Source organism: Exiguobacterium sp. s11, from assembly GCF_018619015.1.
Classification (GTDB): domain Bacteria; phylum Bacillota; class Bacilli; order Exiguobacteriales; family Exiguobacteriaceae; genus Exiguobacterium_A; species Exiguobacterium_A indicum.
The window spans coordinates 179,743-202,834 of sequence record NZ_JACSNF010000006.1 but is presented as its reverse complement, the minus strand read 5'-3'; the positions used below and the strand labels follow the sequence as shown (position 1 = coordinate 202,834).

Annotated in this window: 21 protein-coding genes and 1 pseudogene; 10 read left to right on the top strand and 12 right to left on the bottom strand. The window is 47.9% G+C overall.

Features of this window, described 5'->3' with window-relative positions:
* Positions 1-25 precede the first annotated feature (25 nt).
* A complete protein-coding gene (gene rlmD / locus KNQ12_RS15980) occupies positions 26-1,411 on the bottom strand; it encodes a 23S rRNA (uracil(1939)-C(5))-methyltransferase RlmD (protein WP_055966696.1) in 1,386 nt (461 codons plus the stop codon).
* 40 nt (positions 1,412-1,451) lie between these two features.
* A complete protein-coding gene (locus tag KNQ12_RS15975) occupies positions 1,452-1,664 on the bottom strand; it encodes an SE1561 family protein (RefSeq protein WP_023467294.1) in 213 nt (70 codons plus the stop codon).
* A gap of 84 nt (positions 1,665-1,748) precedes the next feature.
* Here KNQ12_RS15975 and yfkAB point away from each other — a divergent pair, with 84 nt between their 5' ends.
* The 3 genes and pseudogenes from yfkAB to KNQ12_RS15960 all read left to right on the top strand — a co-directional run.
* On the top strand, positions 1,749-2,861 hold the full coding sequence (gene yfkAB, locus KNQ12_RS15970; RefSeq protein WP_214749592.1) for a radical SAM/CxCxxxxC motif protein YfkAB: 1,113 nt from the start codon (positions 1,749-1,751) through the stop codon (positions 2,859-2,861).
* An 87-nt stretch (positions 2,862-2,948) separates the two neighbouring features.
* Positions 2,949-3,131 (top strand): hypothetical protein, encoded by a 183-nt coding sequence (locus tag KNQ12_RS15965; RefSeq protein ID WP_023467292.1) that lies wholly within the window; start codon positions 2,949-2,951, stop codon positions 3,129-3,131.
* Positions 3,132-3,199: 68 nt separating this feature from the next.
* A pseudogene (locus KNQ12_RS15960) lies at positions 3,200-4,354 on the top strand (MFS transporter); the annotation flags it as partial.
* A gap of 41 nt (positions 4,355-4,395) precedes the next feature.
* Here KNQ12_RS15960 and KNQ12_RS15955 read toward each other — a convergent pair.
* Positions 4,396-4,683, bottom strand: coding sequence for a hypothetical protein (locus tag KNQ12_RS15955; protein WP_023467290.1), 288 nt, complete (start codon positions 4,681-4,683; stop codon positions 4,396-4,398).
* Between the two features lie 163 nt (positions 4,684-4,846).
* Positions 4,847-5,776: a DMT family transporter gene (locus tag KNQ12_RS15950; RefSeq protein ID WP_050677392.1), complete on the bottom strand. Its 930-nt coding sequence runs from the start codon at positions 5,774-5,776 to the stop codon at positions 4,847-4,849.
* 185 nt (positions 5,777-5,961) lie between these two features.
* Between KNQ12_RS15950 and KNQ12_RS15945 the strand changes: the two genes are divergently transcribed.
* A complete protein-coding gene (locus KNQ12_RS15945; protein ID WP_214749595.1) occupies positions 5,962-7,911 on the top strand; it encodes a heavy metal translocating P-type ATPase in 1,950 nt (649 codons plus the stop codon).
* Between the two features lie 49 nt (positions 7,912-7,960).
* Here KNQ12_RS15945 and KNQ12_RS15940 read toward each other — a convergent pair whose 3' ends face one another.
* The 4 genes from KNQ12_RS15940 to KNQ12_RS15925 all read right to left on the bottom strand — a co-directional run bounded on the left by KNQ12_RS15940 (position 7,961) and on the right by KNQ12_RS15925 (position 11,396).
* Positions 7,961-8,869 carry a YihY/virulence factor BrkB family protein gene (locus KNQ12_RS15940; protein ID WP_023467287.1) on the bottom strand — a complete coding sequence of 303 codons (909 nt, stop codon included), beginning with the start codon at positions 8,867-8,869 and terminating at the stop codon, positions 7,961-7,963.
* 86 nt (positions 8,870-8,955) lie between these two features.
* Complete coding sequence (locus KNQ12_RS15935; RefSeq protein ID WP_214749598.1) at positions 8,956-9,384, bottom strand: NUDIX hydrolase; 429 nt, start codon at positions 9,382-9,384, stop codon at positions 8,956-8,958.
* 28 nt (positions 9,385-9,412) lie between these two features.
* Positions 9,413-10,324: a guanosine-inosine kinase gene (locus tag KNQ12_RS15930; protein ID WP_058265776.1), complete on the bottom strand. Its 912-nt coding sequence runs from the start codon at positions 10,322-10,324 to the stop codon at positions 9,413-9,415.
* A gap of 178 nt (positions 10,325-10,502) precedes the next feature.
* The gene (locus tag KNQ12_RS15925; protein ID WP_058265775.1) at positions 10,503-11,396 is read right to left on the bottom strand and encodes a 1,4-dihydroxy-2-naphthoate polyprenyltransferase; all 894 of its coding nucleotides are present in this window, start codon (positions 11,394-11,396) and stop codon (positions 10,503-10,505) included.
* Positions 11,397-11,555: 159 nt separating this feature from the next.
* Between KNQ12_RS15925 and KNQ12_RS15920 the strand changes: the two genes are divergently transcribed.
* From KNQ12_RS15920 to menC, 6 genes are all read left to right on the top strand, one after another.
* Entirely contained in the window at positions 11,556-12,941 is a 1,386-nt protein-coding gene (locus tag KNQ12_RS15920) for an isochorismate synthase (RefSeq protein ID WP_023467283.1), read from the top strand.
* Complete coding sequence (menD, locus tag KNQ12_RS15915) at positions 12,931-14,574, top strand: 2-succinyl-5-enolpyruvyl-6-hydroxy-3-cyclohexene-1-carboxylic-acid synthase (protein ID WP_058713976.1); 1,644 nt, start codon at positions 12,931-12,933, stop codon at positions 14,572-14,574. The genes KNQ12_RS15920 and menD overlap by 11 nt, the downstream gene beginning before the upstream one ends.
* Positions 14,571-15,347 carry a 2-succinyl-6-hydroxy-2,4-cyclohexadiene-1-carboxylate synthase gene (gene menH, locus KNQ12_RS15910; protein ID WP_214749600.1) on the top strand — a complete coding sequence of 259 codons (777 nt, stop codon included), beginning with the start codon at positions 14,571-14,573 and terminating at the stop codon, positions 15,345-15,347. The genes menD and menH overlap by 4 nt, the downstream gene beginning before the upstream one ends.
* A gap of 18 nt (positions 15,348-15,365) precedes the next feature.
* Positions 15,366-16,190 (top strand): 1,4-dihydroxy-2-naphthoyl-CoA synthase, encoded by an 825-nt coding sequence (menB, locus tag KNQ12_RS15905; protein WP_023469886.1) that lies wholly within the window; start codon positions 15,366-15,368, stop codon positions 16,188-16,190.
* 72 nt (positions 16,191-16,262) lie between these two features.
* Positions 16,263-17,636 carry an o-succinylbenzoate--CoA ligase gene (menE, locus tag KNQ12_RS15900; protein ID WP_214749603.1) on the top strand — a complete coding sequence of 458 codons (1,374 nt, stop codon included), beginning with the start codon at positions 16,263-16,265 and terminating at the stop codon, positions 17,634-17,636.
* Entirely contained in the window at positions 17,633-18,703 is a 1,071-nt protein-coding gene (gene menC / locus KNQ12_RS15895) for an o-succinylbenzoate synthase (RefSeq protein WP_058713979.1), read from the top strand. Before menE ends, menC begins: the two co-directional genes overlap by 4 nt.
* Positions 18,704-18,993: 290 nt before the next feature.
* Here the strand turns inward: menC and map are convergent, their stop codons facing one another.
* The 4 genes from map to cshA form a co-directional block, all read right to left on the bottom strand.
* A complete protein-coding gene (gene map, locus KNQ12_RS15890; RefSeq protein WP_023467279.1) occupies positions 18,994-19,755 on the bottom strand; it encodes a type I methionyl aminopeptidase in 762 nt (253 codons plus the stop codon).
* A gap of 13 nt (positions 19,756-19,768) precedes the next feature.
* Entirely contained in the window at positions 19,769-20,959 is a 1,191-nt protein-coding gene (locus tag KNQ12_RS15885; protein WP_023467278.1) for an EAL-associated domain-containing protein, read from the bottom strand.
* Positions 20,960-21,031: 72 nt separating this feature from the next.
* Complete coding sequence (locus KNQ12_RS15880) at positions 21,032-21,298, bottom strand: hypothetical protein (RefSeq protein ID WP_023467277.1); 267 nt, start codon at positions 21,296-21,298, stop codon at positions 21,032-21,034.
* 106 nt (positions 21,299-21,404) lie between these two features.
* Positions 21,405-22,964, bottom strand: coding sequence for a degradosome RNA helicase CshA (gene cshA, locus KNQ12_RS15875; protein WP_035398788.1), 1,560 nt, complete (start codon positions 22,962-22,964; stop codon positions 21,405-21,407).
* Between the last annotated feature and the right edge of the window lie 128 nt (positions 22,965-23,092).

Sequence of the window (23,092 nt, the reverse complement as noted above, 5' to 3'; positions counted from 1 at the left end):
CAAAGAGTGCATACGGGCTTGTTACTTAGAACTTTTTCTTTTTCTTTTTTTCGAGCACGACGATTGCTTCGACGTGCGCTGTTTGTGGGAACATATCGTACGGTTGAATGTACGATACCTTGTATCCCGCTTTCATCAAGTGATCGCAATCGCGTGCAAGCGTCTGCGGGTTACACGAGACATAGATGATTTTTTTCGCTTTAGACGAGATCATCGCGTTCAACAATTGTGTATCGCAACCTGAGCGTGGTGGGTCGACGATGAAGACATCCGGAATCCAGCCTTCTTTGACCCAACGTGGAATCCACGCTTCTGCCTTACCGACGACGTAGTGGGCATGGTCGAATCCGTATTGCTTCATGTGCGCATTGGCATCTTCGACAGCTTCTTCAATGATTTCCATACCGCGGACTTCTTTTGCTCCTTTAGCGATCCAAAGTCCGATTGAACCAACACCTGCGTATGCATCAACGACACGTTCTTCGCCTGTCAAAGCAGCAGCACGCGCAATTTCTTCATACATCCGCTCTGCTTGTTCCGGATTCAATTGGAAGAAGGCACGCGGAGACAATTGATACGTGAATTCCCCCATCTCTTCCTCGATCCGTTCCACGCCACGCAAGACTTCCGTCTCTTCTCCGAAGACACGTGATGTCAACTTATCATTGATGTTCAGTGCAACCGAGACGACACCTGGAATGTCCATGATATCGCGCGATAAGCCCTCTAGATCACGGAAGCCGTCTTTAAAGGCAACGAGCACGACTTGAATTTCGCCCGTTTTGATTCCTGTCCGGACGACGATATGGCGCATGACACCATCTTGTTTTGATGCATGGTAAACGGGTACTTTATAGTCGTTGAGTAATTTCGTAACAGCTTGGTTGACGCGAAGCGTATCCTTATTTTGGACGACACAATCATCGATTGCGACCAAACGATTCGAATTCGCAGAATAGAGACCGCTAACGATTTCATTGCCTTGTTTCCCGACGACGAATTGCGACTTGTTGCGGTATCCCCACTCCTTCGAACCAATCGTCGGGCGGATATCGGCTTTTTCGACATTCAACTTCGTTGATTTCAAGAAAGCGTTGCGAAGCATTTCTTCCTTATAACGCAATTGTCCATCGTAACTCATGTGTTGTAATTGACAGCCGCCACAGACACTATAGACCGGGCAAAGTGGAGTAACACGGTCCGGTGAACGATCGTCACGCTTTAAGATTTTTGCATTCGCATAGTTCGCATGAATTTCCGTGATCTCGATTTGTGCCGTTTCCCCGACGAGCAGTCCTGGGATGAAGACGATTTGTCGCTCGAGTGTTGCAATCCCTTCACCGTTGATCCCCATCCGAAGACACGTGACCGAACGGACCTCACCTGTCTTTAATTTGATTTTTGTTGCCATTGATTTCATCCTTTCCGTTTGTGCAAATGAAAAAGCGGTCTCAATCTACCGCTTTTTTCGTTTCTTCTTGTTCTTTCATATCCTTCGCATATCGAACGACCTTCGCCTTGAGTTGATCCAGTGATACGATCAGTCGTTCCAAATCTTCGATATCTGATGATTCATCGAGTGAATCGATTGTATGACAGAGAAGCTGCATTCTTGATTTTAGCACATTCATTTGACCAAGTTTATCAGTTCTTGCTTTTCCCATTATTCAGACTTCCTTTCTTCCGCTGGATTCCGACGTTATTTTAGCATACGATACGAAGTGGAGCACTAAAAAGGAGGAGTACCTATGCCACAATCATCACCCATCACGATCGCAAACGATCCGTGGGAAGCTTATCGTGACATTGAACAATACGGCACCGTCCGTTTGACGAACATCGAAGTCACGACGACAAAACTGTGTAACATGCGCTGTGAACATTGCGCCGTCGGTTACATGTTATCCAGTAGCGAGTCACCTGAAATCCCAGTCGAACTACTCATTCAACGTCTGGATGAAATCGAACATCTGCGTGCCTTCTCAATCACCGGCGGAGAACCGATGCTTTCAATGAAATCCGTCAAGGAGTATGTCGTCCCTTTACTTAAGTATGCCCACGAACGTGGCGCTAAAACCCAAATCAACTCAAATTTAACACTTCCGTTATCCCGTTATGAATTAATCATTCCTTATCTAGATGTCTTGCACATCTCACATAACTGGGGAACAGCCGACGATTTCATCGATGGTGGCTTTGCGATGATGGAACGAAAACCGTCACGTGAAGCACGGACGAAACTTTTCGAGACGATGAAAGAGAATGCCCGTGTTCTGAATGCACGTGGTGTCATCGTTTCTGCAGAGACGATGATCAATAAACGGACATTACCACACCTTGAAGCGATTCATAAGGAAATCGTCGATATGGGGTGTGTCCGTCATGAAGTGCACCCGATGTACCCCGCTGACTTCGCGTCAATGATCGAAGCAGCTAGTTTATCTGAAATCCGTGACGGAATTCATCGTTTGCTTGACGTCCGGGATCCGAACGTCTGGATGTTATTCGGAACACTCCCCTTCTATGCTTGTTCGATGGAAGAGGCGGATTTAGAACTTCATCGTCGATTGCGTCAAGAGAAAAACGTCTCTGTTCGCAATGACCCTGATGGACGTTCCCGTCTCAACGTCAACATCTTTGATGGCGAGATCATCGTAACGGATTTCGGTGACGAACTTGCTTCGCTAGGTACGATTCATGAGACATCCTTCAATGATGCTTATGCCGAGTGGCAAGAGACAGAACTGAATAAAAGCTTGTCATGTCACTGCCCTGCGGTGCAATGCCTTGGACCGAACGCGCTTGTGAAAAACGCATATTACCCTGAGATTGATTTCACAAAACAGTCCAGCCGGCTTTAAAACTAAAAAAAAGGTTTTGAACGATGGCATCCCGGGAAAAATGTCACAAAGTAGACACATTCTGTTTTTCTAAAAGGGGTGACCGGGATGGAATGGCTCGTAGGTATTGTCGCAATCATCGGTACGTTCAGTATGGTCTTGTTCGTCATGATGGTTGGTATTCGCGCTTCACACAGCATCGAACATGATGAAGTATTCGACCAGACAGACTGGGACGAACATCTTCTGCATATGCCGCGTCCGACACGTTTTGAACAAGAAAATAAATGAAGCACGCCCCGATCTCCCGTTTCAGAGACCGGGGCGTGTTATGCTAAAAGAAAAAAGAAAGGTCGTCGTTACTTGTGTCACGTCGTTTTGCTCTTATCTTATCGATCGTCTTCATTTCCGGATTCACGCAAGGTCTGCTGATTCCACTGTTATCTATTTTACTTGAACGCCAGGGAACCCCCGCTTTCATCAACGGTCTCAGCGCTGCCGTTCTCTATATCGGTGTCATCGTCGCCGCCCCTCTCATGGAAGGTCCACTACGACGACGTGGTTATATTCCGGTCATCTCGTTTGGACTCGCTCTTGTTGCAGTGGCGGTTTTCTTATTTCCACTTCTTCCAAGCGTCATTGCTTGGATGATTTTACGGTTCCTCGTCGGATTTGGTGATCAGACGTTACACTATGGATCACAGGTTTGGGTGACGTCCATTACCCCAAATGAACGGTTAGGACGAACGATGTCACTATACGGGATGGCATTCGGTCTCGGTTTTGCTCTCGGTCCTCTTGCGGCACCTCTCGTCGATGTCATCAACTGGCTACCATTCGTGTTGACTGGTACATTGACTGTCATCGTCCTGATCTTGTTATCGCGTATGCCGAACGAAAAACCGTCATCCGTCATGCCGGAGGAGCTGCAAAGCGCCGCCTCACGGTATAAACTTGTCCTATCAACTGCTTGGTTCACGTTACTTCCTGGCTTTACATATGGTTTTCTCGAAGCCACACTGAATGCCAGTTTTCCCGTTTTTGCGACGCGTAACGGGTACGGTCTATCTGAGACGAGTACCTTGATCACGACATTCGTCGTCAGCTCGTTGATCATGCAACTTCCACTTGGACGACTTGCTGATCACTTCGGAAAACGTCGGACGTTAGTAACCGTTCTTTCGATTGGCTCCGTTGCTTTCCTTATCGCTTGCTTCGTCTTCGAACGATACGGTTGGTTATTCGCGATTTTTGCTATTAGCGGGATGGCACTTGGCTCGACGTACTCGCTCGGTGTCGCCTATATGACGGAACAGTTACCGCGACACCTTCTTCCGACGGGCAACTTGCTTGCAGGGATTGCCTTTAGTCTTGGTTCAATCCTTGGACCGATTGCTGGCAGCTTGTTCGTTCTGCTTCCAGCTATGCTTTATTTCAGTCTATTCGTTCTGGTTCTAGCGACACTTGCGTTTCTCTTACGATACGCGAAACGTCACGAATCATCCCGGATCTAAAACAAAGGATCTTGCGCTAATGATGCGCAAGATCCTTTGTTTTATTTCACGATTCCTTCTTGCCGAAAACTCCGCCAGAGCTTATCGTCGATCGCATACGGCTGTTCTTTTGCACGCTTCAGCTCTTCTGTCTCGAGCAGCACGACGACCTCTCGACCGTTGATTGACCACACTGAATCGTAACCTCTCTCCGCCTCGATGATTTCCACATCCACATCTCCATGGGTTTCCTTCAACTGCTGACTGACGCACGTTACGACGAACCGGGCAAACTCATCACGTGGACGACGAGTGGCAATGATCTTTCGAACGATCTCATTCCGTTCCATTCGTTTTCATCTCCTTCCGTTTTATAGTCGCACTAGCCTTTCAGACAAGGCCGAATCGGTCTTCACTTGACCGTACAGAAAAAAGCCGAACGGGTCGGCTTGAGCAACGAACGATTGGGAGTTACTTTGATTGAAACTATTTTTGCACGATTCTGAATCTTCGTCAACCTCGCTTTTGAAACCATACAGGAAGGTACGTCGAGACTAAGATACCACTGACGACGAAGAGTAACCCAAGCAACGCTTGCGGTGGAATCGTCTCGCCAAGAATCAAGGCCGATAAACTGACACCATAGATCGGTACGAAGAACATGAACAACGACACTTTACTGACTGGATTATATTTCATTAGTAAGTTCCAAAGCGTAAATCCAGTCGCTGATAAGAAGGCAAGATACACGAGCATCCAAGCACTTGTCGTTGAAAAGGTAAACGGTGCGACATGACCATCGAGAATGACTCCTGCGATAAAGAGACCGATTGATCCAATGACCATCGCCCATCCTGTCATCGGCGCCACCGGATAACGTGCTGAGTATTCTTTCGCGATCAAGTTACCGAACGCCCCGGAAACCATTGCCGCAATCAACAGCCCTTCCCCTATACCGAACGAGACACCTTGTCCACCTTGCGGCCAGTTAGCCAAGATGACACCTGTGAATCCAAGAAATAAGGCGAGTCCTTTAAATCGATTCAGTCGATCGTCTTCGTATCGAAAATGAGCCAGTAACATCTGGAAGAATGAGGTCGATCCAGCGATGATTGATCCTTGCACTCCCGTCGATAAAGAGAGACCAATATAGAAGAAGACATACTGCAAGAACGTCAAAAAGAAGCCGAGACGACTATAGGCGTAGGTCCGCTCCTTCAGTGTGATCGTCTGTTTGAAGACGAAGACACTGACGACAAGTAATAACACACCTGCTAAAAAGAAACGATAGCTCGCAAACAGTAATTGCTCTCCGTATTCGGAAGATGTGATCTGTAATAAGTCATAACTTTTTTTAATGAAGGGAAACGCACTTCCCCACAAAAAAGTCGTCAGTAACGCAAAGACGACGAGTCCAATCCGATGGGTTAAAATTTTTTGCATCTTTCTAGTTCCTTTCCTGTTCCTTTTCACTGAAGCATGGTATAGTAATTCTACAGATAATAATAATTATAATCTAGAGACAATGAAACTCATTATCAATCAGTTAAATTCATTGATATATCACATTCTCATTCTCTTTCTATAATGATTTCATTTCTCATTTACATTTTGAAAGGAGTTTTAATATGACGACTTCCACTACTACCGATGTTCAACAGCGTTCCGTATTCCGTCATGCTTGGGATGAGCATCACGAATTGATTCTAGCATTGTTTAGCGGAATATTGATTTTGGTTGCTTACGGACTCGAAAAATTCAATACGGCGTCTGCCGTTTATGTCACATTGTACTTATCGGCTTATGTAATCGGAGGATATGCGAAAGCGAAGGAAGGATTGACAGAGACGTATCAAGAAAAAACGTTGAACGTCGAATTGTTGATGATTTTAGCTGCCATCGGTGCGGCTGCCATCGGCTACTGGATGGAAGGTGCGATCCTCATCTTCATCTTCGCGTTATCCGGCGCCCTTGAGACATACACGATGAATAAAAACGAACGTGCCTTGCAAAGCTTGATGTCCTTACAACCGGAGGAAGCAACACGTCTGAATGCAAACGGTCAACTCGAAGTCGTAGGAATCGAACAATTAGCGATCGGTAACCTCGTCTATGTTCGTCCTGGGGAGCGGATTCCAGTCGATGGTGTCATCGTACGAGGTCAAGCCGCGATCGAAGAAGCATCGATTACAGGAGAATCGATTCCGGTTGAAAAACAAACAGGTGATACGGTTTATAACTCGACTGTCAACATGAATGGTGTCTTGACGATTGAGATGACGAAAGCTGCTGACGAATCGTTGTTCCAAAAAATCATTCATATGGTCCAAAACGCACAAAGTGAACAGTCTCCATCTGCTCAGTTCATCGAACGTTTCGAAAGCCGTTATGTCAAAATCGTCCTCCTCGTCGTCGCACTGATGATGATCCTCCCTCATTACGTCGTTGGCTGGACATTTGAGACAAGTATTTACCGCGCGATGATTCTTCTCGTCGTCGCCTCACCTTGTGCCCTCGTTGCGTCGATTACACCTGCTGCCTTATCTGCAATTGCCGCATCTGCGAAAAATGGCGTTCTTTTTAAAGGAGGCGCCCACATCGAGACGCTCGGTCAAGTCGACACGATTGTCTTTGATAAAACGGGAACACTGACAACTGGTAAACCTGTCGTCACCGAAAGTCGTTATGCGGAAGGCATGGACGTCCGCGCAGTCCAACAAGCGGTTGCTTCCATCGAAGCGCAGTCGAACCATCCACTCGCACAAGCAATCGTCGATCACTTAAAAACCGATGTCCGCGAACCATCAACGTTTAAAGATGTGACAGGATACGGGATTGAAGCAACTGTCGATGGTGTCACGTATCGTATCGGTAAACGGGCATTCCATGATGGTTTAGACGATCCATTCATCGCGATCGAACAGTCATTGAAAGAGCAAGGGCATACGATCGTTTATGTCAGCAATGGAGCACAGATCGTAGCGCTTTATGCGTTACGTGATACGATTCGTCCGGAAGCCAAAACAGCGATTGCTGCCTTAAATGATCTCGGCATCGCAACGATCATGTTAACTGGTGACAATCCGGTCACGGCAGCTGCTATTTCGCGTGAAGCAGGATTAACGGATTTCGTCGCTGAATGTCTACCGGAAGATAAAGTCCGGTATATCAAACAATACCAAACAGAAGGTCGGACCGTCGCGATGGTCGGTGACGGCATTAACGATGCCCCAGCCCTTGCATTAGCACATGTCGGGATTGCGATGGGTGAAGGAACGGACGCTGCGCTTGAGACCGCTGACGTCGTCTTGATGAAAAATGATTTAGGTCGTCTTGCCTATGCTGTGCATAAAGCCCGGAAGATGAACCGGATCGTCAAACAAAACATCACGCTTGCGATCGGTGTCATCCTCCTATTGATCGCATCGAACTTGTCACAATTCTTGATCATGCCATTCGCCGTCGTCGGACATGAAGGATCAACGATTCTCGTCATCCTGAACGGTTTACGCCTTCTTCAACAGGATGCTTTACCAAGTCTTCCACAGCGTTCATCTGAAAAACGATTAGCTGCTTAACCATCAAAAAAGCCTGACCGCCACATGGCAGTCAGGCTTTTTTGTACCTTCATCCGAACGTATTCGTCGGAATCGCATCAAGTTCAGCTTGTTCCTTCAAGCGCTTTTCTTCCATTTTCTTCGGATCCGCTTTTTTCATGAACCGTTCCCATGACGCGTTCAATTCAGAACCGAGTAAGATGATCAGCCCTGTGAAGTAGAGCCATAATAACAAGATGACGACACTACCGAGCGAACCGTACGTCTGATTGTAGTTCGAGAAGTTCGAGACGTAAAATCCGAATCCAACCGATAATAATTGCCAGACGATGACACCAAAAACAGCTCCCGGAATTGCTTCTTTGAATGTAATCGGGCGCTTTGGTGCGACGCGGTAAAAGATCGATAAGATACCGATCAATAGAATCGTCGACACGACATAGCGTAAGACCGTCAGTAGGATTTTTTGCCCCATATCAATCGGCAACACGAAATTGGCAAGATACGTGATGATCGGACCACCGAGCACATTCAAGACGATCAGCAGCAACATCCCGATTCCGAGTACGATCGTGAGTAACAAGGCAATCCCACGTGCTGCGACGAAACCACGGGGCGAGAAGTCACCATAGGCATGGTTCGCCGTCGTAATCAAACGATCGACTCCTTTTGAAGCGGACCAGACAGCAAGAATCGCACCAATCGATAACAGACCACCTTGTGGTTCCTTGATGGCTTGGAAAATCGTATCCGTGAATGTGTTGACGGCTCCACCTGGCGCTAAGTCGCGAATTTGTGACTCGAGTGTCTGACGATCGATGTCAAAGAATGATAAGACGGAAATGACGAAAATGATTCCTGGGAAAATGGATAAAAACCAGTAATAAGCGAGTGTCCCTGCATAATCCGTGATGTTATGATCGGACATTCGTTGCTTTAAGTTCAGGGCAAGCCCTTTTGGATCGCGTGAATGCGCCATCGTCATCTCTCCTTCATGAAAAAGAGGCAGTCAACGACCACCTCATTGTTTTAATATACTTTTCCCATTTTATTTCAACTAAAACCTCATTCGTTTTCAGAAAGGATTAATTCATAGAATGGTTCTGTCATTTCTGCCAGCTGTTTGGCAAGTGACGGAGGACGAATCGGTAACGAAGGTAGCTCCGAACGCTTGATCCAGACCGGTGTATAACCCGATCCTTCCTCTTCGAACTCTTCACCCGTACCCGTTCCAAAGCGACCCCCAATTGTTTTCGCCCAAAAATAAGGATTGTCGAATCCATTAAAACGGACGATGGCGGCAATACCGGTCAACTCCACGTCGATTCCAAGTTCTTCATGTGCTTCACGAATCGCTGTTTCTTCTAACGATTCTCCATCATCTTTCCCACCGCCTGGAAAGACATAATACGTTTCGTTCGGTTTATCCCGACGAATCAACGCAACTTTATCTTGTTCGTTTCGTAAAATGATTGCACTTCGTTGAATCGGCATGACGCCACCTCCCTTTTATTATTTCGACTTATCGAAGAGCATCCAGCATTTCAGGAACGAGTCCATTCTCTGTCGAAGCGATGACTTCTGCTGCAACCTTCATACCAAGCTTCAATGCCTCTTCTGCTGACTTTTCTTGTGTCAATTCAGACAAGACAGCAGAGAAGAATGAGTCGCCTGCTCCCGTTGAGTCGACGACTTTTACTTTTTTCGTTCCGACATGACCTGATGTCGCTGTACGACGATCAACGTAGACCGCCCCGAGTTCACTCATCGTCACGACCGTGAACGGAGCACCCTTTTTCGCTAGCTCATTCGCTACATGAATCGCATCTTCAACAGTCACAATCGACAGATCAGACAGAATTTCCGCCTCTTCTCGGCTACAAATGAATCCAGTGAACCCTTGTAGCAGATGACGATTTCGTTCGATGACGCTCAAGTGACCACAAACACCAAACAATGGCAACTCCATTTTGCGACATAAATGAATCAAACGTTCTAAGACCGTAACGGACAAATCAAGATCGATTGCAACGGCATCGACTCCATCGAGTGCATAGATTGATTGACGTAAAATCGCCTCTTCGAGCAACTTGGCATCTGGTTGTTTTGAGATCGATGTTTGCAAATCGCCTTCATTATCCATGACAGCTAGCCACATGCCCATTCCATGATCTTCTAACATTTCGACGTGATCCACATTTGCACCGTAAGATTTCAGCTCATCGAGCACTCCCACGCCAATCTGATCATTCGTAACCGTCGAGATAAAGCGAACTTCATTCCCGAGGACGGCTAGATTTTGTGCTACGTTGCGTCCTGTTCCTCCATTTGAAAACGTGATGTCTCCTACGTTTTTCGCATCCTTATGCAAAGGAGCGAACGAAGTTCCTTTTATGTCGACGAATACTTTTCCGATTACCGCGATTTTATTCATTTCAGTTCCACCTCTAACCATATTTCCTGATTTCCGACCTTGTTTGATCTTTCAGGCACATTGCTTCAATTATAGTAAAATTTTAAATCAGTGACAACCGAAGTAGTTTTTTTCTAACTGTTTGCTATCTTCACGTTAAAAAAGCAGCAAGCGGATCGCCTGCTGCTTTGATTAAAGATTAGATATTCGCGATCACGAGACTGATTGCGAGTAAGAGTCCGAAAATCGTGTTCACTTTACCGGTCTGTGCCATGCCAGGCATCAGCTTTTCCGGTGGTAAGTCTTCCCAGAAGAGACGTACTGCTTTGATCATGAGCGGAATACTCAATAACGCGAGTAACGCAAACCATGAAACGTCAAATGCGAGTACAGCAATAATGAGAGACAGGACAGCTGCCGCAAAAAATCCGATCAAGACGTACACGGCACGGCGATGTCCGACGAGACAGGCAATCGTTTTTCGTCCGTTGACCTTATCATTATCCAAGTCCCGAATGTTATTCGCAAGTAGGATTGAACCAATCAAGATGGCGACTGGTACCGAAATCGCAACGGCTTCTGTCGGAACATAACCAATTTGCAAGTACGCCGAAATCGCGATGATAATATACCCCATGAAAAAGCCTGCAACAACTTCTCCAAACGGTGTATAGGCAATCGGAAGCGGTCCTCCTGTATAGATATATCCGACGAACATCGAAATGAGTCCTACGACAAGTAACCACCACGATGTCTCGATGCACAGATACACACCGAGTAATGCCGAGATGCCATACAATGTAAGTGCGAACGCTAGGATCGTTCCCGGCTTGAATCCGTCACGAACGATCGATCCACCGATTCCGACCGACTCCTCCGTATCTAAACCACGTTTGTAATCGTAGTATTCATTGAACAGATTCGTTGCGATTTGAATCAACATCGATGCGATCAACATCGCCACGAACAAATCCAAGCGTATCGATTCCACGCGTGGTGCGACAACTGCCGTACCGACGACGACCGGAACAAAACTTGCTGTTAATGTATGCGGTCGTGTCATTCGCCAATAGACAGCGATTGATTTATTCATATAATAACCCCTTTCCTGTCTAAGTGTATCGGGTTTCGTTTTTTGCTGTCAATGTTCAATCCGAGATAGCTTATTCCTTCTTTTTTGTCCGCAAAAAGTTTACACTTAGATTAAGTGAAACATATCACAGTATCTATAGACTAGGGGGCAATGAGCGGTATGGCTTACGCTCAACAAGAGCTAAAACAGTGTATCGAACAGGCCGTCAGTCAGGCGAACGCCTCACAACGACCTATACTCGCTTCGTATTCATGGGAAATCGAAGCAACTGACATGCGTTCCCTCGAGCAGGGTATCGAGGAACGATTTTATTTCGCGACACCTGATCGCTCGATGCGGGCCATCGGGTTTGGCATCGTACAACAACTTCAGGCTTCAGGAACGGATCGCTTTTTACGAATTCAATCGCAATGGGCAAACTTGAATCGCGATCATGTCGGTCATGATTTATTTGCGTTCAGCGGATTTTCGTTTACCGAACTTAAACAACCGGATTATCGTTGGTCTTCCTTCGGAGACGCTTCGATGACGATTCCGAAGTTTTTATTTCTAGAACAAGATGGCAAGACACGTGTGACGATTTTTGCTCGCGTCGAGCCAATGGATCAAGTCGATTCTATCTTAAATGAACTCGCACTCGATTTTGCCAAAGTCAATCAACCGCAACCATCGACTGCGGCAGGCGTCACGCGCTTACGACTATCGCGAGATGGGAATGAAGCCTTTGAAGCTTCGTTCCATCAAGCGATGCACTACTTGGAGACGACACTTGAAAAAATCGTCCTGGCGCGCGAAGTCGTCTATGAGCTGGATCGTCCACTCGACGTAGCCGCTGTCGTCGCTGAACTCGAAGATACGCAGCCCGGCAGCTACGTCTTCTGTTTCCAACCAAATCCGGAAGAAGCCTTTATCGGCGCTACACCGGAACGACTCGTCTTAAAACGTGGACGTCGTCTTGAAACGGCAGCCGTCGCTGGTTCTGCACCACGCCACGCAACGGATGAGATGGACGAAGCACTCGGTCAATCGTTATTACAAGATCAAAAGAACCGGGTAGAGCACGGAATCGTCGCGGATTCGATCGAACGGACATTATCTGTATTTTCAGAGGAACTGGATTGTCCGGATACGCCGATTCTCTTGAAGAATCGCCATATTCAACATCTTTATACACCGATCACAGCTCATTTAAAAGAAGATGTGACGTTATTCCAATTAATCGAAAAACTGCATCCGACACCTGCACTTGGGGGCGAACCTAAGCAGTTAGCAGTCGATGCCATCCAAGAAATCGAAACGTTCGAACGAGGATGGTACGGTTCACCTGTTGGTTGGATGAACGGACAGGATGACGGGGAATTCATCGTTGCCATTCGATCTGGATTGTTTACAGAACGGGCGGTCATTCTTTACGCCGGTTGCGGTCTCGTCGAAGGCTCTCATCTCGATAGTGAACTGGCAGAGACGGAAACTAAACTATCACCGATGGTACAAGCACTTGGACACGTCGGTTCGATTGAAAAGGATGATATTTATGTTGACTAAGTGGATGCACACGTTAATCGATACGCTCGTCGCTTCTGGTGTCCGGGACTTCGTCATCAGTCCCGGCTCCCGTTCGACACCACTTGCCATTGCTGCTTTTCTGCATCCTTCTAGCCGTACCCACGTCCTTGTTGACGAACGGTCGGCTAGTTTTTTTGCTTTAGGTCTAACACGGACGGAAGAACGCGTTCGTCCCGTTGCGTTGATTTGTACAAGCGGTACCGCTGCGACGAACTATTATTCAGCAGTGACCGAAGCGAATATTTTTGAACTTCCGCTGATCGTCTTGACCGCCGATCGACCACATGAATTACGGAATGTCGGTGCGCCACAAGCTATTGATCAGGTTGGTCTGTACGGGAAGCAGGTTCGGCATGCGTTTGATCTTCCGTTAGCAGAAGAAGCGAGCCTTCCTTACGTCGCTCATGTTGCACAACGCGCAACCCTACTCTCTCTAACGGAACCAGCTGGTCCGGTTCAAATCAATGTTCCGTTACGTGAACCACTCGTGCCGGAACTCGATCTCTTACGGACAGGACGCCCGGTCGGTGTTTTACCTGAACCGACACCGGGCGTAAACGACGCTTTAGCGACCGCACTTCAAGAAGAGCGTCTTCTTTTTGTACTTGGACCACAACTTACTGCGGCGGACAGTCAGGTTGTCATCTCGTATGCGAAACAAGCAGGGATTCCGGTATTGGCGGATCCACTCAGTCAAGGACGACAATCGCATGATGCTCACGTTTTTGCCTATTACGATACATGGCTCAAACATCCAGCTACCGCTCAGTACGTCCGACCAGACCGAATCATTCGTTTCGGTGCCATGCCGACGTCAAAACCTTATCTGCTTTGGTCTCGGGATATTCCGACGACGGTCGTCGGTCATCCAGGAAATTGGCGTGACCCTCAACTCCATTCGGATTTCGTAATTGGTCACGCGCGACAACTCACGCATTATATATCTGTTCCGCATGATCCTGCGTATCTGACACTGTTGCAACAGGCGGAGCGACGCGTCGCCGCTGCTTTTGCGACAATCGATCTAGAGGAGATGACGGAGTATAACGTCGTCCGTGCGTTGACGACGTTACAGGACGGAAGTCTCTTCGTTTCGAACAGTATGCCGATACGGGATGTCGATACGTTCCTACCGACAGGAACACCGCTTCGTCTACTCGCGAACCGAGGTGCGAACGGAATTGACGGCATTCTCTCAAGCGCTCTAGGAGCAACGTTTGACGCCACACACCGCTATTTACTCGTCGGCGACTTAGCGTTCATTCATGATATCAACGGTCTGATGACAGCACGGACGCTTCCGTTAACGATCATTCTCGTCAACAATGCGGGTGGCGGAATATTTAGCTTTTTACCACAACAGCAACTCGAGCAAGAGGTGTTCGAACCACTTTTCGGTACACCGCAGCATCTCGACTTCGCTTCTCTCGCTTCCGGATATGGCGTAACCTATCAGGCGATCGATTCCATCGCCGCGTTACGTCAAGCACTTGCGGAAGAGACGAACGTCACTCGGATTCTTGAAGTCAAGACGACACGAACAGAAAACGTACAGATGCACCGTTCGATCTGGGACGTGACGAATCATGCGTTAGCCGAGGTGTTCCAATGATTTTGCGTGGCCATACGTATCATGTGAAAATCGAGGGATCGGGTCCACCGCTCCTATTGCTTCATGGTTTTACAGGCTCCCTCTCGACGTGGGACATGCTAAGTGAGCATTTATCGACTCACTTCACCGTCTATCGCCTCGATTTGATGGGACATGGAAAAACGACACCGGCGTCTGAGCAACGAATGCGTTTGACGCAACAGGTCAAGGATCTCGAGGCACTGCTCGCTATGCGATCCGAGCCATGGATCGTCCTCGGATATTCGATGGGTGGACGAATCGCTTTAATGCTGAGCGTCGTCTCTGAGCAAATCGCTCGGACGATCGCTGTTAGTACGACACCGGGTATCGAGACGGCAATCGAGCGAAAAGTACGTCGTACATCGGATCGATTGCTTGCGGAGCGACTCGAAAAAGGCGGACTCGAAGCTTTCATCGATCACTGGGAGACACTTGGACTATTTAAACCCCAAGCCCTTCTCCCGGAATCGCAACGTACGCGACTGCGTCAGGAGCGCCTGTCCCAAACGGTGGAAGGTCTGAGTGCTTCGTTACGTGCACAAGGTACAGGGAGCATGCCATCCCTTTGGTCATGCCTTCCAAAAGAGATTGATTGGATCGTTGGGGCAGAGGATGAAAAATTCCGTGCCATCGCTTCGCGAGCGGCATCACCTGAAAAAATTCACGTGATTTTGCACGCTTCGCACGCCCCACATATCGACCAACCGCAAAAGTTTGTTACAATGGTAGAGAATCTACTTATTCATCACTAACATATTGGGGGAATTCACATGAAATATGCTCCGGAATGGGTATCAGCCCGCAGCTATGAAGACATCAAATATGAACAATGGAACGGGATCGCGAAAATCACGATCAACCGTCCTGAAGTTCGCAATGCGTTCCGACCACACACGGTCCACGAACTCATCGACGCATTTTCACGTGCACGTGACGATCAAAATGTCGGCGTCATCATCTTAACAGGTGAAGGCGATCTCGCATTCTGTTCTGGCGGAGATCAAAAGGTACGTGGACATGGTGGATATGTCGGTGACGATGAAATTCCACGCTTGAACGTTCTTGATCTTCAACGTTTGATTCGTGTCATCCCAAAACCAGTCATCGCTATGGTCGCAGGTTATGCGATTGGCGGCGGACACGTCCTTCACCTCGTGTGTGACTTGACGATCGCTGCAGACAACGCCCGCTTCGGACAAACTGGTCCAAAAGTTGGTTCATTCGATGCTGGATATGGCTCTGGTTACCTCGCACGCGTTGTTGGACACAAGAAAGCGCGTGAAATCTGGTACCTCTGCCGTCAATATGACGCACAGCAAGCACTTGATATGGGACTCGTCAACACGGTCGTTCCACTCGCAGATCTCGAGCAAGAAACGATTCAATGGTGTGCTGAAATCCTTCAACATTCGCCAACGGCTCTTCGTTTCCTCAAAGCGGCATTCAATGCTGATTCAGATGGTCTTGCAGGGATTCAGCAACTCGCAGGAGATGCAACATTGCTGTACTACACAACGGACGAAGCAAAAGAAGGACGCGATGCGTTCAAAGAAAAACGTAATCCGGACTTCGGACAGTTCCCGCGTTTCCCATAATGAAAAAAAGGTTCAATCGTCTTACGACATTGAACCTTTTTCGTATATTCATCTCAAAAGGAAGTGACTATTTTGTATCCTTGGATCTATACACGGGCAAAAGAACAGCCGGATGACATCGCACTCATTACGGAAACAGAGCGTTGGTCGTGGTCCGAACTATATGCACGCGCGCATCGCTTAGCGAGTACTTGGGCGACGATCGTGACACGCGGAGACCGGATCGCCCTTTACGGTCCATCGAGTGCGCGCTACATCGTCGCACTTCACGCAGCTCAATTGCTCGAACTGACCGTCGTCCCGATCAACACACGTTTGACGCAGACAGAAGTATTACGTCAATTCAAGCAGGCAGATGTACGGCTCATCGTGACGGACCGGACACTCGATACAAGGATTCCGTGCGTGGCTTTCTCTTATGAAAAAGAAGCACCTGACCTGTTAATACGCCATATGCCAAAGCAATACGTCCAATCGATGCTCTTTACGAGTGGTACGACCGGACATCCGAAAGCCGTCGAACAAACGATGTTGAATCATTTCTCGAGTGCAACGAACGCCGCGCGTCATATTGGATCACTGCCAGAGGATCGTTTTTTGATCGTCACGCCGCTGTTCCACATGAGTGGGTTAGCTGTCGTCTACCGGGCGGTTATATATGGAGTACCAATCATTCTCGAGCCACATTTTTCACCAGAACGCGCCTTACACTGGATTACGACGGAAAAGATCACCCATGTCTCACTCGTCTCGGTCATGCTTGATCGGCTGCTCGAAGCCGGGCTACGTCGCCACGCACTTCGCGTCGTACTGACAGGAGGCGGTCCTGTACCATTACCGATTCTGACGCGTGCACTCGACCGCAATATCCCGGTCATGCAGACATACGGGATGACGGAAACCGCTTCTCAAATCGCAACCCTCTTGCCTGAGGATGCCTTACGAAAGATTGGATCGGCCGGACAAGCGATTCATCCGACACAAATTCGCATTACACGTCATCAAGAAATCGAAGTCAAAGGACCGACGATCATGAAAGGCTATTTTCATGAGGAAGAGAAAACGGCAGACGCCTTTACGGCAGATGGTTTTTTCAAGACTGGTGACTTAGGACGTCTGGACGCCGACGGATACCTCTATGTCCTCGATCGTCGAAGCGACCTCATCATCTCAGGTGGGGAAAACATTTATCCAGCTGAAGTCGAATCAGCACTTCTCTCGATTGATGGAATTCAAGAAGCAGGTGTCGTCGGACGATTTGATGCTAAATGGGGACAAGTTCCGGTCGCCTTCATTGTCAGTACACTCGATGAAGTCATCGTCCGAACGGAAATCAGTCAATTGCTCGCTAAATATAAATGTCCGGTTGATTATATCTATCGTAGCGCGCTGCCACGCAATGCGAACGGTAAACTATTGCGGAAGCAACTGAAGGAGTCATTATGAGTATCACTCTCCGGTCTGCCGAACTGTTCGATGTTCCGCTCGTCTTTCGTCGTCCGATGCAAACCGCCCTCTCGACGCTGACAGTACGTCGGACGACGATTTTGCGTCTGACTGATTCGGAAGGACGAATCGGTTACGGGGAAGGTGTCGCGTTTGATACACCGTGGTATACATCAGAAACACAGCACTCTCTTCAAGGAATCGCTCCGCTGCTGTATCGATTACTTGAACAACCGCTCCATCATCCAGCAGACGTTACGGATCGTTTCCGCATCGTCCAAGGTAATCCGATGGCAAAGGCGATGTTCGAAGGAGCGATCTATGAATTATTCGCAGCAGCTACCGGTCAATCGCTCGCCACGTATCTCGGAGGTGATGAATCATCTCTCGTACCTTGCGGGAAAGCACTCGGACGGGCTTCTGCAGCACAGACCGTCGAAGCCGTCGGACAAGCGATCGCTTCCGGATATGGACGGATCAAGCTGAAGCTCGCTCCGACGGATACCGTCGTTCTTGAGCAAGTACTTGCCGCTTTCCCTGATGCGCCCTTGATGTTTGACGCTAACGGCAGCTTCACTGAAGCAGACTTCCCTCTATTACAACAGTGGGATTCATTCGGTCTCGTTATGATGGAACAGCCGCTCGCAGCGTCGGATTGGTCCGGACATCAACGTCTCGCTAGACTCTTACAGACACCGATTTGTCTGGATGAATCCATCGTCGCTCCAGTGGATGCCGAGTTGATGCAGACGCTCCACGCTGGTCAGATTCTAAACATCAAGCCGGCACGCGTCGGTGGACTGACGAACGCTTTGTCCCTTCGAACAAAAGCACCCTACTGGCTCGGTGGGATGTTCGAGAGCGGTATCGGACGTCGTCAGACCCTTGCTTTTGCAACACTGCCTGGACTCGCTTATCCGATCGATATGGCAAGTACTGCCGATTATTTCGAAGAAGATTTGCTTGAGACCCCGTATCATGTCGAACACGGACACATTCGTTATTCCGCTCCAGCCGTATCCGAGTCACAGTTAAACAAATTGGCAACGTCCCGGATATCCTTATAATAGGAGCACTACGACGAAAAAGAAGGCTGACTCAAAAAGAATGACGCGTCTTTCACGCCCTTTCCTCAGTCGAGACACAAGCCCGCTTTCCTGCCTTATTCAAGCAGGAAAGCGGGTCTTGTTTGTCTCTGACAGCGCAAAGATGCGCTTTTTCCTGTAGGAGTTGCGTGAAACGCGTCATTCTTTTTGTTATGAGATAGGGTGGCAGATTATCATTCTGCCACCCTTACTTTTGTGGAAACTGACTTTTGAGTCAGCCCCCTTCTCGTGTTTTACTATATGAGCTTTTCTTAGAACGATTCTTTGCCTTCGACTTTCGTCAAAATCTCATACCCGTCTTTTAAGACGACGACCGTGTGCTCGAATTGTGAGACGAGACTCCGGTTCGGTGTATATAACGTCCAACCGTCCCGCTCATCTTCGATACAGAACTCATCTCCTGTTGAAATGAACGTCTCGACAGCGATGACTTGCCCTTCCTTCAACAAATCATTCTCTTCACGATTGAAGTAGTTCGAGATGGATTCCGGCTCACCATGGAGTGTCTTACCGAGACCATGTCCCGCTAAGTTACGGATGACCGTGAAACCGCTCTTACGTGTTTCGGCATAGATTGCTTTTCCGATCTGGTTGACCTTCGTTCCGGCTTTGACTTTTTCAAGTCCTTTCTCAAGCGCCGTCAATGACACTTCAACGAGTCGGACATCTTCCGGACGTTTTGCTTCTCCTGCGATGACCGTCTTCCCAGTGTCTGAGTAGTAGCCGTTCTTCACAGCCGAGACATCGACATTGACGATATCACCTTCTTGAATGACATACTTCCCTGGGATACCGTGTGCTGCGATATCGTTGACACTGATACATGTCGCTCCTGGGAAATCGTACATGACGATTGGAGCAGACTCTGCTCCCTGTTCCTTCAGGATGCGTGCTCCGATGTCATCGAGTTCCTTCGTCGTGATTCCCGGTTTGACGGCATCCGCCATCTCATCGCGTGCCATGGCGACGATTCGTCCAATTTCTCGTAATGCCTCGTAATCATAATCTAACACTTTCATTTCCTCCTCATTCACTCAATCGTTCTTGATATAGATAATCTGCAGAGATATCCGCAAATAAGAACATCCCATTACTGAGCGGCATACTAAATGTCCGCGTTTGTTCACTCGAGCTGAAGTCGACGTACCGTTCGGACAAATATCCACTATGTCTTCGTTCCATCGCTACCGTCGTCCGGATGAAGTAAGGACGGAAACTCCAGTTGTACCCTTTGTAGAAGGAATACAGTTTCCACTCCCCACTCTTTTTACTGACGTTTGAAGATTGTTGGAATCCATTCGCATCCGTGATATAAAACCGGATGAATTCCGGCTCCATCTTCCGGGCGAGCGTCAGCAACCATTGATCGAGATCTTGCTCCGGCTTCAAGGACTGACAATCTTCATTAAATCGAACCGTCCAGTCTTGCTCTAGCTGAAACAAGCGATTCATCTGCTCGCGATCATATTTATAAAACATCGGGACTTCATGGATCAACACTTCCATACCAGGACAGGTCATGACCCATTCAGGTGATGCTTCTCCAAGTAGATTCCCCATGTAGTAACGTCCTCCGTGTTGCCACGCATACCGAAGTTGACCGAGATGACTGATATTCTTATACAAAAGTGGCGCTCCAAGCTGGTCGCAAAGATGCTCCATCGTCTGTAAGAGATGTGGATACGACGCTGAGACGGTCTTTTTTTCAATCATGGAGGATAAATCGACGATCAACATATCCGGCGACATCGAAAAGACACGTTCAAGACTCGTTGCTTCCGCACGGTCCAGCGCTACCTTCAGTCCAGAGTTCTGGTAATACGCGACGATCCGACCCAGACGGTCAAAATCATCGACTTGGACATCCGTCAAAGTAACGTACATCCGCTCTTTTGGAAACGACGAGTCGACCGTCCGTAAGACATGCAAGAAGTCCTCCCCACCGTTTTCAAACAGCCAAGCTGGACGACAACGGATCAGAATAAACGCTTGTGCATCGGAGGGTACTTTTTGGAATGCTTGACGGACGACATGCCCCATGACTTCGAGTTGATACTCGATTGGAACATCGTCTTCCTGAAAAAATGGTTTTAACGGTTCTCCACGAAAATGGGACTGGATTTCATACCCTTCCACCTTAAAAGGGGCAGCGCCTACGATCGGTTGAAACCATGCCTCTATCTCTTCGGGATGAACGATGACATCTAATGCATCCATTCTATTCCCCCCTTGTACTCTTGTTCTATCTTAACAAAAAAAGAGCCTCTCTGTAACGAGAGAGCCCCTGTTTTACGATAACGTCGTATCTTTCCGCAATGCGATATACAAGTACACACCGAATGTCGCCGTCAAGTAGATGATACTCAGGACACCGTATTGGATTCCGACGGCTCCTCCCTTACCGATGGCTAGCACAAGAAAAATGATGCCGCCAAATAATAAGGTCGCCAACGGAATATAACGAAAATGTCCTTTTGTCGTCCGCTCACAAATCTTTTTCGTCGCGACGATCAGTGCAACGAGACAGACGGATGCTGCTACATAAATGGTATACACGAATGATTCAGCCCTCTCCCTATCGTTCATGGCTCATTTTATCATGACCGCTCAGATAAATCATAAAAAAGAACCGACTTGTCTGTGACAAATCGGTTCGAATCGTTTACTTTTCAAAACGTGGTTTACGTCCACCACGGTTACGATCGCTTTCGCTACGGTTGCTACGTCCAGCATAACCGCCTTCACGACGATCTGATGAAGAAGATGAACGACCACCTTCACGACGCTCGCCACCGCGCGGGTTGTTTCCACGGTATCCGCCACTGCGGTTGCCGCTTCCACTTCCACCTTTGTTTCCGTAAGGACGACGGTTTCCACCACCGTTGCTACCGAAACGTTTCACGCGGATTGGTTCGATTGAAGAGATTTGGACTGGTGTTGCATCCGGCTCTTTCGTCAATCCTTTAAGTGCTGCTGAAAGAAGTTCCACTGCTTCGTACTCTTCTAAGAGTTCTTGTGCAAGTGTCGTATATTCTTTTGAGTCTTTTGCTTCAACGCGTTTGATGAGTTCTTGTGCAGCAAGCTTCAAGTTGCCTTCTAAGATTTCATCAAGTGTTGGTGCATGACGACGTGACATTTTTTTGTTCGTGACACGTTCGATTGTTTTGATTTGACCGAATTCACGTGGTGTAACGAATGTGACAGCCGATCCTGTTTTACCAGCACGACCCGTACGACCGATCCGGTGAACATAGCTCTCTGGATCTTGTGGGACGTCGAAGTTGTAGACGTGTGTGACACCAGAGATGTCAAGACCACGTGCTGCAACGTCTGTCGCGACGAGGATATCGATCGTTCCTTTTTTGAAACGACGGATGACTTGGTCACGTTTTGCTTGCGTTAAGTCACCGTGTAAACCGTCAGCTGTGTATCCGCGTTGGATCAAGCCTTCAGTCATTTCGTCAACACGTTTTTTCGTACGACCGAAGATGATTGAGAGTTCCGGAGAATCCGTGTCGATCAAACGGCAAAGAACGTCGAATTTTTGGCTTTCTTTCAATTCGATGAATGACTGGTCGATGTTTTCAACTGTCATTTCTTTTGCTTTGACTTTGATGTGTGTCGGAGTCGTCATGAAACGATCTGCGATTTTACGAATTTGCGGTGGCATCGTTGCTGAGAATAAGAGTGTTTGACGTGTTTCAGGAAGTGCACCGAGGATTTTCTCGATGTCTTCGACGAATCCCATGTTCAACATCTCATCTGCTTCGTCAAGGATGACCGTTTGAACGTGATCGAGGTTCAACGTCTTACGGTTCATGTGGTCCATCAAACGTCCTGGTGTCGCAACGACGATTTGTGGATTTTTGCGAAGTGCGCGGATTTGACGATCGATTTGCTGACCGCCGTAAACAGGAAGTGCATGAACGCGTTTTACTTCACCGATCCGGTTCAATTCTTCTGCTACTTGGATTGCGAGCTCACGTGTTGGAGCAAGAATCAACGCTTGGATGTTGCGTGATTTTGCGTCAAGACGCTCGATTGTTGGGATACCGAATGCTGCAGTTTTACCAGTACCTGTTTGTGCTTGACCAATTAAGTCAACGCCGCTGAGTCCGACTGGAATTGTTTCTGCTTGGATTGGTGTTGCTTCTTCGAAGCCCATTTTTAGGACACCTTTGATAAGTGCCTCACTAAGATTTAATTCACGAAATGTTGTCAATGCTAAATACTCTCCTTTGTCATATGAAAAGCGTCTGCCACTAAACAGACGCTACCGTAACGAATACAATCGACTACCTATTATAACAGAATCTATCACATAAAGATAGAGTGGTTTCTCTTATAATA

Coding starts and splice junctions, on each gene's coding strand:
- rlmD (WP_055966696.1), bottom strand. CDS start 1,411: ATGGCAACAAAAATCAAATTAAAGACAGGTGAGGTCCGTTCGGTCACG.
- KNQ12_RS15975 (WP_023467294.1), bottom strand. CDS start 1,664: ATGGGAAAAGCAAGAACTGATAAACTTGGTCAAATGAATGTGCTAAAA.
- yfkAB (WP_214749592.1), top strand. CDS start 1,749: ATGCCACAATCATCACCCATCACGATCGCAAACGATCCGTGGGAAGCT.
- KNQ12_RS15965 (WP_023467292.1), top strand. CDS start 2,949: ATGGAATGGCTCGTAGGTATTGTCGCAATCATCGGTACGTTCAGTATG.
- KNQ12_RS15955 (WP_023467290.1), bottom strand. CDS start 4,683: ATGGAACGGAATGAGATCGTTCGAAAGATCATTGCCACTCGTCGTCCA.
- KNQ12_RS15950 (WP_050677392.1), bottom strand. CDS start 5,776: ATGCAAAAAATTTTAACCCATCGGATTGGACTCGTCGTCTTTGCGTTA.
- KNQ12_RS15945 (WP_214749595.1), top strand. CDS start 5,962: ATGACGACTTCCACTACTACCGATGTTCAACAGCGTTCCGTATTCCGT.
- KNQ12_RS15940 (WP_023467287.1), bottom strand. CDS start 8,869: ATGGCGCATTCACGCGATCCAAAAGGGCTTGCCCTGAACTTAAAGCAA.
- KNQ12_RS15935 (WP_214749598.1), bottom strand. CDS start 9,384: ATGCCGATTCAACGAAGTGCAATCATTTTACGAAACGAACAAGATAAA.
- KNQ12_RS15930 (WP_058265776.1), bottom strand. CDS start 10,324: ATGAATAAAATCGCGGTAATCGGAAAAGTATTCGTCGACATAAAAGGA.
- KNQ12_RS15925 (WP_058265775.1), bottom strand. CDS start 11,396: ATGAATAAATCAATCGCTGTCTATTGGCGAATGACACGACCGCATACA.
- KNQ12_RS15920 (WP_023467283.1), top strand. CDS start 11,556: ATGGCTTACGCTCAACAAGAGCTAAAACAGTGTATCGAACAGGCCGTC.
- menD (WP_058713976.1), top strand. CDS start 12,931: ATGTTGACTAAGTGGATGCACACGTTAATCGATACGCTCGTCGCTTCT.
- menH (WP_214749600.1), top strand. CDS start 14,571: ATGATTTTGCGTGGCCATACGTATCATGTGAAAATCGAGGGATCGGGT.
- menB (WP_023469886.1), top strand. CDS start 15,366: ATGAAATATGCTCCGGAATGGGTATCAGCCCGCAGCTATGAAGACATC.
- menC (WP_058713979.1), top strand. CDS start 17,633: ATGAGTATCACTCTCCGGTCTGCCGAACTGTTCGATGTTCCGCTCGTC.
- KNQ12_RS15885 (WP_023467278.1), bottom strand. CDS start 20,959: ATGGATGCATTAGATGTCATCGTTCATCCCGAAGAGATAGAGGCATGG.